Here is a 13,093-nt window from a genome sequence, read left to right as displayed (position 1 = left end):
CGGATTGTAAATCGTCTAATCCTACAGTCAAACCTCAATCATAAATTGTAAATCGTCTAATCGTAAATGAAAAAGTTTCTTCCAGATCTCATTGCCATTCTGGCATTCATAGTCATCTCTTTCATCTATTTCTTCCCGGCGATCACTGAAGACCGGATTCTCTTCCAGCACGACACCGTAGCCGGAGCCGGAGCCGGACAGGAAGCTAAAGAGTACTATGAAAAAACAGGTGAACGCACACGTTGGACAAACGCCCTTTTCGGAGGAATGCCCACCTACCAGATGTCCCCAAGTTACGACTCCACCGAGCCGCTGACATTCGTACAAAAAGTATATCATCTTTTTCTCCCGAACTACGTATGGCTCACATTTATCATGATGCTCGGGTTCTATATCCTGCTAAGGGCATTCGGCATACCGGCATGGCTCTCGGGGTTGGGAGGAATTATCTGGGCCTTTTCGTCCTACTTCTTCATTTTGATTGCTGCCGGACATATCTGGAAATTCATCACCCTTGCCTATATACCACCTACAATAGCAGGGATTGTACTTGCTTACCGGAAAAAATATTTGTTAGGAGGGATTGTCACTGCTTTGTTCATGGCCATGCAGATTTTGTCCAACCATGTGCAAATGACCTACTATTTCCTGTTTGTCATTCTCTTCATGGTAGGTGCATTCTTCGAAGATGCCTGGCGCAAAAAAGAACTTCCCCAGTTCTTCAAAGCTACCGGTGTGCTGATTATCGCCGGATTAATCGGTGTATCCATCAATCTTTCGAGCCTATACCACACTTACGAGTATAGCAAAGAAACGATGCGTGGCAAAAGTGAGTTGAAATATGAAGGAGCTGCCGCAAAGCAAACAAGCAGCGGGCTCAATCGTGACTATATCACCCAATGGAGCTATGGCATCGGCGAAACATTTTCATTACTGGTCCCCAATGTCAAGGGAGGTGCCTCGGTGCCATTGTCACGAAGTGAAAAGGCAATGGAAAAAGCCAATCCGATGTATAGCAGCCTCTACTCACAACTGACCCAGTACTTCGGCGACCAACCCATGACAAGCGGTCCTGTCTACGTAGGTGCTTTTGTACTAATGCTTTTCATTCTGGGCTGTTTCATTGTAAAAGGTCCCATGAAATGGGCACTGTTAGGAGCCACCATTTTCTCTATCCTGCTTTCGTGGGGTAAAAATTTTATGGGGCTGACAGACTTCTTTATCGATTACATCCCGATGTATAATAAGTTCCGCGCCGTATCTTCCATTCTGGTAATAGCCGAGTTTACCATTCCCCTGCTCGCGATTCTCACTCTGAAAGAGATACTTACCAAGCCGGAGCTGCTGAAAGAAAAACTGAAATATATCTATATCAGTTTCGGACTGACCGGGGGACTTGCGCTACTTTTTGCCATTGCTCCCCGCCTATTCTTCCCGACTTATATTCCTGCTAACGAGATGGCAGCCCTGCAGAACGCTCTGCCCGCCGATCAGTTATCGCCTATAGTAGCTAATCTTGAAGAGATGCGTGTGCACCTTTTCACTTCTGACGCTTGGCGCAGTTTCTTTATCGTTACTATCGGCACCCTGCTCTTACTGGCTTACAATGCAAAAAAACTGAAAGCGACCTGGACTGTTGCCGCTATTGCCCTGCTATGCCTGGGAGACATGTGGAGCGTAAACAAACGCTATTTGTACGACGAACAGTTCGTCCCGAAATCCGAACAGACTGCAACGTTCCGAAAGAGTCAGACAGATGAACTGATCCTGCAAGATCAATCACCGGATTACCGTGTACTGAACTTCGCAGGCAATACATTCGAAGAAAACAATACTTCTTATTGGCACAAGAGCGTAGGTGGCTACCATGCTGCCAAACTCCGCCGTTATCAGGAAATGATAGACCATCATATTGCCAAAGAGATGCAGGCAGCCTATCAGGAAGTAGCAACAGCAGGCGGACAAATGGACAGTGTGAACGCAGCTAAATTCCCTGTACTGAATATGCTGAATACAAAGTACTTTATATTCCCTGCCGGGCAACAAGGCCAAACAGTCCCCATTGAAAATCCATATGCTTTCGGCAATGCGTGGTTCGTAGATAAAGTACAGTACGTGAACAATGCGAACGAAGAAATCGATGCCATCGGCCAAGTCGACCTCCAACAAACCGCTATAGTAGACTCTAAGTTTAAAGCAGCCCTGAAGGAAGTGAACGAAGGCTACAAAGACTCACTGTCTACCATCCGGTTGACGGGTTATGAACCCAACCAATTAGTATACGAGACCTCCTCACCCAAAGACGGTGTAGTTGTATTCTCGGAAATATATTATCCGGGATGGACAGCAACCATTGATGGCAAACCTGCCGATATTGCCCGTGCAGATTACATCTTACGTGCTATGAACGTACCGGCGGGTAAGCATACCATCGAAATGCGTTTTGATCCGCAAAGTCTGCACGTCACAGAAGGTATTGCATATGGAGCGATGGCATTATTGCTGATAGGAGTAATTATTCTGGTATGGATCAACCGGAAAAAATATGGAGAAAGCATAAAAAAATAACCGTCTACAGAGATCGGTTCATCATTTACAAACACGAACTCCTCAGACAGAAGTAGTCTGAGGAGTTTGTGTTTTATTCTATATATAACTTTTTTATTTCTACAAGAAATTCGATAAAACCCGATACCCGTCGGTCTGCGTCACTAAGTAATGCAAAGCATCCAAAAGAGTACAAGACTCTTCCAAATGAATCTTCCTGTGTACCACTTTCCCATTAGTAGATAATTTTTTCCGGGTTTCAATCAATATGTTCCTTGTAATTGTATCTTGTATCTGCAACAACCGAAATTGCCCTGTAAGAATATGGCACTGCAACCAATCATATATTGTGAGGGCTCCTCCCTCCCCCTTTTGCATCTCCTGATATAAACGCCCCATCACCAATACAATACACTCCTTTAATGCCAACTCTTCGTAGAAGCTCATCCCTTTTCGAGTGCCTTTTAAACGATAATACAGATAAAAATAGCATCCTATATATCCATTATCCAACGAAAAAGGAAGGTTGCGATGGAAGGTAACCTGTTTATAAATTACATTGTCGATTTCTTCCAATATATCGGTATAATTGTATTCTGTACCACGAACCTGAGTGATAAGTTCCAGTAACCACCCAATACCTAACAGCCCATTAGTAAAAGAAATATTTTGGACCTCGTATACATGTCGGGACAAATATAGAAGATGTTTTTCACCTAATGCCCAATAATAATCGTTATTCTCTTCACGACAAGCCATTAAAAAGCATAACAAAACAATACCGGCCCTACCTGATGACAGCCCCAATTGATCCGTATTGGCGTAGTGAGCAATAAACTTATCAACTACTGCCTTATTTATTGAATCATAATTCATATGCCCTCAACATTTTATCTACTAGATTTTGATTATTAATACTCTCACCACTATATAAGTGCAATTCAGCAAGCTGCTTCATAAGTATCGTTTTACCTATATTCTCCTCAAGATAACGAATATCCAATAAGGAAGAGAACACAAGAGCCCCCAGTGAGTCCACTTTAGCCACTTTCACCTTATAAATAAGGACCCCGTCCACTGGATATTGTTCTAATTCGCTTATCACACTTTCCAATTCAGTTATCGGAATAATGAGTCCCGATGGAATCACCCAACAATTGGAGTATTTTCGCTCTATCGCTACATCCCGTTCAGTCTTCCCCGCAACTATCTCAACAGGCACATCCCAATAACGCAAAAAATACTGTCGTGTAATAATTGCTTTTCTTTCCCACTGAATCTCTTTTTCATTAGCAAGTACCACAAATATAGTATTATCAATCCGCTTACGTTTGGCATCAAGCATTTTCCGATATTTCAAAATAACATCTATCACAAAAGTACTACACGATTCCATTCCTATTCCTGACAAGTCACAATAAAAAGGTGCGTGGGTTTGAAATTTAGTTTTATCAAATATCAACTCATTAGTCCTGCAACTTCCAGTATAATGCAATATAACCTTTCGTTTAAGTTCTTCTACAGGTGAATTTGCCCAGCAAAAGTCCATTAAAGGATGAATTTTGAAACAGCGCCCTCCCAATATAGCATTCCACCACATAGCCCACATGTCCGTACACCATATCTGAAAATCCGGACTAATGTGGGTCATAAATTTTTGACGATAATATAAATAAGAGAACAATTTTTCACAATCATGCTCTATCTTTTCCCAAAACGTCGCAGTACAATGTTTCAGAATATATTGTGATCCTCCCGCAGAATTATTATTCTCCTCTACCAATTTGGGATCTATAGAAAGGATTTCACACATTCTAAGAAACTCACCCCTACCCGCATTCGTTTTTATATAATTGCTGTCTAAGTAAGAACGTGTATCTGACGCATACCAGCAGTCATCCTCCAACAGTGTTTGCCAGTCAGGCTTTTTACAAAACAAGATATCCGAATCATGATAAAACAATGTTTCTTCTTCTAATTCCGGATGTGCCCGAAAATGCTTTGCTATAATATGTGGACGCAATGACGATAAATACTTTTTTCGCAAGCGCGTATCCGGATAAGCAAAAAAACAAGCATCATGACATTCACTAAAGAAACGTTTAAAATCAGGATTCAACCCTTTATTCGATTGATAGCTGACCAATACATGAATATGTTCGGGTGGAATCCCCCATGTTTGGAAATTAAAAATCTGCAACTCTAACTGCCACAGAAAATAGACCTCATCCGGTTGAGCCGAAATATAAATCATATCATTGATTTGAAGTAGTCAATAGTCGGTTATAAAGTGTATAGATAAGTTGAACCACATCCTGCGGCATTAATAACTGTAATGAAGATAATTTACCGACCTCCTCGATCAACGGTAAATACTGCCTTTCTCCTTTTACTATTTGTTGAATTGCAAACTTTAAATACACTTTTTGGGTTGCGATTGTTGCCTTCTGCATTTCTACAGAATGTTTTGAAGTAACAGCTTCTTTCGACACTCGATGTTTTACCAGAATTTCCCTAATATTAGCAAACCGATATCCTTCCATCATCAGACAAGTCCACAAATGATAATCCTCAGCAAATACAAAAGTTTTATCATAGAGAAATCCTCGTTTTGCAATATATTCATCTAAACTACTTTTTCTCATAATTACACTTGGATGTACCACCGTATTTTGTAACAACAACGAGGCAGCAATAGCACGATGCTCCACCAACGGATACAAACACCCCGTTGCATCACCAAACAATTCCATACCTCCTCCACAAATATCTACTTCCGGATGAACTTCCATAAAATCAAACTGCTTCTTTAATCGATCTTCCGTCATAAGATCATCCGCATCCATACGCACAATATATTTCCCTCTCACAGCAGCTATGCCCGCATTCATGGAGTCCATATATTCATGTTCCCTATAAATATATACAATACGCGAATCTGTAAATGATTTTATTATCTCTTCTGTCTGATCAGTAGAACCGTCATCTACAATAATCAACTCAAAATCCTCAAAACTCTGCCCCAATATACTAGGAACAGAATCAAATAAATAAGATCCCATATTATAAGTGGGCATCACTATACTAATAGCAGGGGTTATTGACATAATCTATTTAACTTAACAACAAAATCACCACAAAAAGAAACAAATAATCTCAGATACAACTATATTAGTAAATTTATCCATCTTTATCCAAATCCCAACCAATCCATTGTTTAATAATATTCCATACTTTTTCGTCCCCTTCCGTTTTTATTTTATTCTTAAGACGTAATTTATTTCGGCTCAGAGTTTCAGAAGTCTTACATAAAACCTCACAAACTTGTTTATGAGTTAAAGACGTACTAAATAAAAGACAAATTACAATTTCATAATCAGTGAGCATACACTTTCTCAATGCCTGTACAAACTGTGGAGCCATTTTCCTGTGATAGGCGATATAACTTTTAAACTGCGATACTTCAATCCTCAACAGCTTACTCTTCTCCTTAACACTTAACTTCAAGCGGGCTTCCAAATTTAATCCTTCCAGGACTTGCGAAACACGTTCATCTACATCTTTTTTGTCCCCTATATCTTTCAGTAATAGCCCAATCTGAACTTCTTTTTCCGCAATCAAACGTTCAAAATCTTTCGCTTGTTGTTCCTCTTTCTTTACTTGCTCAGCCAATGCCTCCCTTTCGATTTTCAAGTCACTGAGAGTTTCAATATTTCTTTCTGATTTTTCCTTTACCAATCCCAGTTCTGTCTCCAGAGACTCCAATTCATCCTGATGTCTGATAAGTAGCTCTTCCAGCTCTTGCTCTTTCTGCCTCTTATATTTTCGATGAATATATACGCCGCCATACCCCATGCCAACAGTTACTGCAATCAATCCTACATTAGTCAACACTAAATATACCAACTTTACCTTCTGTTCGGCATTTTCACGAAGCAATATCTCCTCATCATACATACTTTGTGCTTTGGAAATGGATTGCCTATAAACAGAATCAAGATGCTCAATATAGATATTATCAAGAGCAGGAATACCCTTTAGCAATGCCAACATACTATCAGAATTTTGCAATATAGACTTTTCCGTTTGCTTTAAATCCAGTCCCACACCTTTTTTCTGACTACAAGCACCCAACAAAAGAAGGCCAACAAAAATCACAACAATAAACACACGCATACATATTCACTTTTTAGAATAGCTACAAAGTTAAAAAAAATCTATACTTCATTGCCCCAATTCCAACTGATTTTTTACTAAATGATAATATTTACCCTTACGGGCAGTTAGATCTGTATGAGAGCCTTGCTCTACTACAAAACCATTATCGAGTACAATAATGTTATCGGCATCTTTCACCGTACTCAGACGATGCGCAATAATCACTACTGTTTTATTTTTATAAAACTCTTTCAGATTCCCCATAATTTCTTTTTCATTAGTGGCATCCAAAGAAGATGTAGCCTCATCAAAGAAGATAAACTCCGGATTCTTATACACTGCCCGAGCTATTAAAATACGTTGTTTTTGCCCACCGCTTAAATCAACACCTGCTTTCCCGATTTTTGTATAATATTGCATAGGAAGCCGCTCTATAAATTCATCAATACAAGCTATACGAGCAGCCTGTTTCAAGCGTACTTGATCAGGCTCTTCATCAGATAAGGCAATATTATCGGCAATAGTACCGCTAAAAATATATCCATCCTGCATTACAACACCACATTTCTCACGCCAAGCATTTACATCCAGTTCTTTCATAAGTACTCCACCTATTCTCAACTCCCCTTTTTGTGGGTAATAAAAGGCCAACAATAACTTCAACAGTGTAGATTTTCCGCTACCACTTGCTCCCACGATTGCTGTCACTTTAGAACGAGGTATTTCTATATCAACATCTTTTAGTACATACGGATTAAAAGAACCATCATATTTAAAAGAAACATTATTAAGTCGAAACGCTTCAGACATCAAAGGTATCTCTACTATAGTTCTGCCAACATTCTCCTCCGTTACACTTAAAATATTATCTAAACGGCTATAAGCCAAAGCAGCATCTTGTGAAGTGTTACTATAATTCATTATCTGACTTACACTATTTGACAATTGACCTAATATATAAGTAATAGTTAGCATGATGCCAATAGACATTTCCCCTTTTATCACAAAAAAAGCACACCCACCAGTAATCAAAACATCCCTAAATGTACCCGCAAAAGAAGCTCCAAAAGAAATGATAGATTCGTACAGCATAGTCTTTAAAGACTGAGAATTAATGCTCTTCTGAAGTCCTTCCCATCGTGCCAAGAATGGATGTTGCGCTGCATTCACTTTTATCTCCATCATTCCATATACCAATTCATATTCTAGATTTTTCTTCTTTCCGATTCCTGTAAAAAGTGCATAACTCAAACGTTTACGAACTCTCAATAGACAGCGAGCCATAACAACTGAAATAACGCTAAACAATAAAAAAACAAGAAACACATAAATATTATAATACAGTAAGATACAAGAATATATAAGAAGATTCAAAAACATAAAAAGAGACGAACTAACTGTAGTAGTCAGGAAATTTCTAATTTTCCCTTCGTCTTCCAAACGTTGTAACAAATCCGCACCCAATTTTGTATCAAATAGGCTGATAGGTAGTTTTACCAACTTCCAAATATACTGAGTAGAAATTGCCAAACCAACCTGTAAACCGGTTCGATATAATAAGCAACGATTCACAGCCGACGAAAACAAACTTCCCGCATATAATGACATTTGCCCTAAAAGTAAAAGTAATATCAAATTCAGATTTTTAAGTGCTATACCATCATCCATAATCTTCTGAAGTAGAAAAGGAATTAATAAGCTACAACCAAAAATAATCCCAGATAGCATTAATACACCTAGCAGATTTCTTTTCTGTTTGGAAAGATATCGAAAAGTTGATAAGAAAGCTATTACTTTCTGTTTTATTGTTTCTTGTTGGACAGCTTCGTCCCTAAAAGTTTCCACGGGCTCTACAACAACTGCAACCCCCTGTCCCCCATTTGGTGCCCACGCCTCTAAAAATGCAGACTCTTCCAATTTTATTTTTCCATAACCCGGATCAGCTATATAGTAAATATTTCGTCCTCTATTTTCCTTTATACAATAAAGTACCACATAGTGCTCTTGTTTCCAATATAAAATAGCAGGAAGAGGCATTCTTATCACTTTTTCCTTCGATAAATGAAGAGGTACAGCATGTATACCTATGCGTTTGCATCCATCTAAAATATCCTTCAATGAAACCCCTATACGAGTTACTTGACAATAATCTTTCAAAGTAGATATAGAAATTTGTTTCCCATAATAAGCAGCTATCATTTGTATACATGCCGGGCCACAGTCAGCACCTTCTAATTGGCTTCTAAAAGGGAATCTCATACCTGTTTAACCATATTATAATAGAATCGATCCAGAACAACCCTATCTTTCCCTGTTTCATCCAAACCACGGATACAATCAATACGATCACCACTATCTAATATACGCTGAGTACAAGTTCCTCCACATAACGGAGCAATTCGACAATCGCAGCACATCTCTTTTGATAAACGTTGATTCATTCGCCGGCCCATTTTATGCGCGTCCCATTCAATATCACCCGAAGCATTTAATACCCCCAATCTATTTTCGTGAGTAAAATCACGAGCAGTACATTTATATACATCACCGTTAAAATTAATCAATGCCTGATTTTTCCGATCTGCATAACAAGGTCTCCACACTTGATTTAAAATTCGAGAGCTAACTCGCAAGCCCAAATTTTCAAAGCCATCAATACATTCTTCTAAACAATCCTGTAATACTAAATCATTAGAATCTCCATCTTGCCAAACACGTTGAAAATCAACTGCAAGAAAAAGTTTATCACTTTCGGGGATATCTTTTAGATCTTCTATAATTGATCGTACGGAGAGCAAATTTGCTTGTGTATAATTAATTCGTAATACTACATAAATACCGACATGAATCAATTTTTTTATACTACTTAAAATTTGATTATATGAGTCACCTCCATTATATGGATAACGTACTTTATTATGAAATTCTCGCCCGCCATCTAAAGTTATTTGGAATGAGGAAACATTAAGTTCCTTCAATTCATTGACCATTTGTTCTTTAATCAAATATCCATTTGAAGTGATTCCAATAGAAGAATCAACGCCATATTCCATGCACAACAACTTTAAATGCTTCAAAATGGGTTGTACAACATCAGTATAATATAATAAGGGCTCTCCGCCAAAAAAGCCTAAATGAAACCTCTGTGTATGATTTAACTTCTTAATGACATTCTCAAGATGCTTTTTTACCCTTTCAAGAATATCAACCTCCATTTTAGATTTATACAAATGATTTTCATAACAATACCAACATTTAAAATTACAATTAAGGGTTGGATTAATAGTTAAATAATAATCACTATCTTCATTTTCAACTTGATGAATACGTTCTTTCAATAAGCCAACCTCATCAATATAATCCTCAACCAAACACCCTGATTCTATTAATTTCTCATAAAAAGAAGAGAATTTGATCTTGATTTCCTCAACCGATAACATAAAAAAAGCGTCACAGACATTCTTCTTCATAAGTATATACATATTTGCATAAGAATTATAAAGTAGAAAATATCCAGTTGACAAAGAAATGACATTATTATATATGCTCCGCTTCATAGTATTACAATTTTATAAAAAGGGAAACAAAGTAAGGGGAAAATCCAAAAGATTAATTTTCTTAAAACTATTCATATTACAATAATTACAAGATAATTAATATTTAGATCATCCCCCTATTTTCAATTCTAGTTAGCAACCAGCATTTACACAGCTAACATTTTTGCAGTCGACATCATCCCTTGTATCACTAGGATTCGTACAACCGGCATTAGTACAACCCAGATTGGTTGTTTTTCCTGTAGAATTACCTCCTACCAGCATAAGGAACTGTTCATCATCATTGATAACATTCTGAGTTTCCAAATCTTCGATAAACTCAGCAATTTGTGTAAATTTTCCGTTCATAATCATTCATTTAAAAATTAATAATTTTATTAATTATTGCGCATTCAAGCGCTCTTTTCCTCTTGAAGATGTTCCTTTATGATATTTGGCTCCCGATACTTTTTTACGCCCAAACGGAATACTGATCCCAACGTAATATTTACGAAAATTATAATCTGTATGATTATAGGTACGATAATCATCTGTGAAGAAGTTACGCTGACTTGCTTTATACAGAAGTTGACCAATCCCAAAGTTTAGAGATATATTATTCTTAAACACTTTACGCACTCTCAAACTTACTTGGTAGCTCTTTTTCCCTTCATACTCGGCTTGCTTTATAGCACTGGAACATCTAAAACTCCCTGTCACGTTCCAGTCATATTTCTTAGACAACAATATATTTGCATTCAATGTACCGTCACCCCAGAAATCAGTCACATTTATTTTATATTTATCAAAATGCCCATAAGCACGAGTATAACTCCCAATCAATGCAGCATTTAGAGTCAGGTAATTATTGAAGAATGAATTATTCCAGCTAAAAAGAGCAAGCACCGAATGATTACGCCCATAAGACTCTGTACGGATCTGTGTATATCCTCCTTCCATAGGAGTTTGAAAACCAGTGACTCCTTTCCCTGTCAGATATCTAACAGAAAAAATATAATGCCTTTTAAGCACATAAGTTAACGAAGTATTAATCTGATAAGGGGAAATCACATCCGGATTATTCACACGATATACCGTCGGACTCACCCAATAACGAAAAGGATTCAACAACACTAATGGAATACGCACAATGGATGTATTCAATGAATATGCCAACTGATGATCGGAATTAGGATTGAAACTCAATGACAATGACGGCAGAGGAGTCAAATCGTGATGATTCATACCTTCACCAGTAGCTACCTGGTTCCCATGACGATACACATATTCCCCACGAAATCCTAATGTACTTGTAAATTTAGAATTCCACGTATGATTATAAGTCGCATATACAGACAAATATTCTTCATTCATATTGAATCGATTACTCTTCTGTAAATCACTGACATAATCTCCATTTTGAAAATCACCATAAAAAAAATTGTTATATCCATTTAGATGATAAGCTTCAACTCCCACTTGAAGTCTACGTGTCGGAGTAAAAACATGTAGATACTCTACCTTCCCCGAATAAGTATTATACTGCTCATCTGTATTCTGGCTAAACCGTTCATAAGGCTCATCAATCATATCTCCATAGATACGAGAATAATCCAACAACTCTTCATTCTCCTTATTTGTATGCAGATAATCCGCATCAAAAGCAAACTGGCTACCATTATCACCTACTTGCAAACGATAATTCAAGTTGGCAGACAAAGAGAACTGCGTGACGTCTCCCAAATTCCGGGCATAAACAGCAGAATCAAGCCGAGTTGTCTGCAATTGTCCATATAAAGTTGTTCCATCAAGATTATTTCCGCGACGAGCATAAAACACATCAACAGACGCTCCTATTCTCTGCCTATCGGATAATTGATAATCCATTATCACATTTGTTCCCCCGTATCTATGATTCAGCCGAGTTGTCTGATCCACATAGTTACGTAATCCATCTTTCAAATAATCATATCGGACTTCTTGATCGTACCGTTCTCGATTCTTATTACCATAGCTACTGATAGACAAGGCAAACTTATTTTTCTGATAATCCAAATATAAATTGCCATCGTAGCTATTATACACACCCTGTTTATCATTCAATGAAACCGTTCCTTTCCACCCTTGATTTTCGTCTTTCTTCAGAATCAAATTCAAAACACCATCATTAGTACCAACGTGATACTCGCTGCCCGGATTAACAATCAACTCAATACGATCTATTTTTTCTGCGGGAAGGCTCCGCAAATAGCTCTGCATCGCTTCTCCTGACAAGATACTCTTTTTTCCATTTATATAAAGACACATCCCATTCTTACCCAACATACTGATCCGTTCATCTCGCATATCTATCAACGGAGTAAAACGTAAGAGTTGAGCAGTATTATTACCTCTCACAAGGTTAGAGTTAGCTATAGAAAAAATTAAACGGTCATTTTTTTGAGTAATAATGGATTTACCTTGTATTACCACTTCGCCCAACTCTACACTGGCAGGCTTCAATACAACGGTAGAAGGCAATTCTATAGCTGATCTATAGTCTACGTTCCCATAACCAAGATAAGAAATCCGTATCCACTCACTTTGCCAATCAACATTCAAATTAAAAGCTCCAACGCTATCGGTAGTAGTCCCACGCAGTAGACGATCGTCCCCTGACTGCAAACAAGCCACTACTGCCCCTACCAGAGGACGATTCTGCTCATCCAAGATTACTCCTTTAACCCTTACACTTTGTGCAACTATCTCTAAAGAAAAAAACAAGCATAGAAACCATACATAAAATTGTCTGTGATTCATTCGTTATTTGTATTAGAAAAAGGATTTAACTTCAAATTACGATGCAAATATAA

9 protein-coding genes are annotated in these 13,093 nt (G+C 37.9%); 1 reads left to right on the top strand and 8 read right to left on the bottom strand.

The window, feature by feature from the left end; all coding sequences use genetic code 11:
* Window positions 1–66 precede the first annotated feature (66 nt).
* Window positions 67–2,568 carry a YfhO family protein gene (locus FDF36_RS16295; RefSeq protein WP_022012111.1) on the top strand — a complete coding sequence of 834 codons (2,502 nt, stop codon included), beginning with the start codon at window positions 67–69 and terminating at the stop codon, window positions 2,566–2,568.
* Window positions 2,569–2,667: 99 nt separating this feature from the next.
* Here FDF36_RS16295 and FDF36_RS16290 read toward each other — a convergent pair whose 3' ends face one another.
* The 8 genes from FDF36_RS16290 to FDF36_RS16255 all read right to left on the bottom strand — a co-directional run bounded on the left by FDF36_RS16290 (window position 2,668) and on the right by FDF36_RS16255 (window position 12,950).
* On the bottom strand, window positions 2,668–3,423 hold the full coding sequence (locus tag FDF36_RS16290; RefSeq protein ID WP_220392057.1) for a lanthionine synthetase LanC family protein: 756 nt from the start codon (window positions 3,421–3,423) through the stop codon (window positions 2,668–2,670).
* The gene (locus FDF36_RS16285) at window positions 3,413–4,801 is read right to left on the bottom strand and encodes a hypothetical protein (protein ID WP_220392056.1); all 1,389 of its coding nucleotides are present in this window, start codon (window positions 4,799–4,801) and stop codon (window positions 3,413–3,415) included. The genes FDF36_RS16290 and FDF36_RS16285 overlap by 11 nt, the downstream gene beginning before the upstream one ends.
* Window position 4,802: 1 nt before the next feature.
* The gene (locus FDF36_RS16280) at window positions 4,803–5,654 is read right to left on the bottom strand and encodes a glycosyltransferase family 2 protein (protein WP_022012108.1); all 852 of its coding nucleotides are present in this window, start codon (window positions 5,652–5,654) and stop codon (window positions 4,803–4,805) included.
* 73 nt (window positions 5,655–5,727) lie between these two features.
* Entirely contained in the window at window positions 5,728–6,723 is a 996-nt protein-coding gene (locus tag FDF36_RS16275) for a hypothetical protein (protein WP_022012107.1), read from the bottom strand.
* 48 nt (window positions 6,724–6,771) lie between these two features.
* Window positions 6,772–8,964 (bottom strand): peptidase domain-containing ABC transporter, encoded by a 2,193-nt coding sequence (locus tag FDF36_RS16270; RefSeq protein ID WP_022012106.1) that lies wholly within the window; start codon window positions 8,962–8,964, stop codon window positions 6,772–6,774.
* Entirely contained in the window at window positions 8,961–10,175 is a 1,215-nt protein-coding gene (locus FDF36_RS16265; protein ID WP_220392054.1) for a radical SAM/SPASM domain-containing protein, read from the bottom strand. Before FDF36_RS16265 ends, FDF36_RS16270 begins: the two co-directional genes overlap by 4 nt.
* A gap of 219 nt (window positions 10,176–10,394) precedes the next feature.
* The gene (locus FDF36_RS16260; protein ID WP_220392053.1) at window positions 10,395–10,610 is read right to left on the bottom strand and encodes a hypothetical protein; all 216 of its coding nucleotides are present in this window, start codon (window positions 10,608–10,610) and stop codon (window positions 10,395–10,397) included.
* A 33-nt stretch (window positions 10,611–10,643) separates the two neighbouring features.
* On the bottom strand, window positions 10,644–12,950 hold the full coding sequence (locus FDF36_RS16255) for an outer membrane beta-barrel protein (RefSeq protein ID WP_193684066.1): 2,307 nt from the start codon (window positions 12,948–12,950) through the stop codon (window positions 10,644–10,646).
* Window positions 12,951–13,093: the final 143 nt, after the last annotated feature.

The sequence above is a fragment of the Bacteroides fragilis genome (assembly GCF_019583405.1).
In the GTDB taxonomy this organism is placed as follows: Bacteria; Bacteroidota; Bacteroidia; order Bacteroidales; family Bacteroidaceae; genus Bacteroides; species Bacteroides fragilis_B.
Note: the sequence above shows the minus strand (reverse complement) of the source record. Positions and strands in the feature narration are given on the sequence as shown.

Coding starts and splice junctions, on each gene's coding strand:
- FDF36_RS16295 (WP_022012111.1), top strand. CDS start 67: ATGAAAAAGTTTCTTCCAGATCTCATTGCCATTCTGGCATTCATAGTC.
- FDF36_RS16290 (WP_220392057.1), bottom strand. CDS start 3,423: ATGAATTATGATTCAATAAATAAGGCAGTAGTTGATAAGTTTATTGCT.
- FDF36_RS16285 (WP_220392056.1), bottom strand. CDS start 4,801: ATGATTTATATTTCGGCTCAACCGGATGAGGTCTATTTTCTGTGGCAG.
- FDF36_RS16280 (WP_022012108.1), bottom strand. CDS start 5,654: ATGTCAATAACCCCTGCTATTAGTATAGTGATGCCCACTTATAATATG.
- FDF36_RS16275 (WP_022012107.1), bottom strand. CDS start 6,723: ATGCGTGTGTTTATTGTTGTGATTTTTGTTGGCCTTCTTTTGTTGGGT.
- FDF36_RS16270 (WP_022012106.1), bottom strand. CDS start 8,964: ATGAGATTCCCTTTTAGAAGCCAATTAGAAGGTGCTGACTGTGGCCCG.
- FDF36_RS16265 (WP_220392054.1), bottom strand. CDS start 10,175: ATGAAGAAGAATGTCTGTGACGCTTTTTTTATGTTATCGGTTGAGGAA.
- FDF36_RS16260 (WP_220392053.1), bottom strand. CDS start 10,610: ATGAACGGAAAATTTACACAAATTGCTGAGTTTATCGAAGATTTGGAA.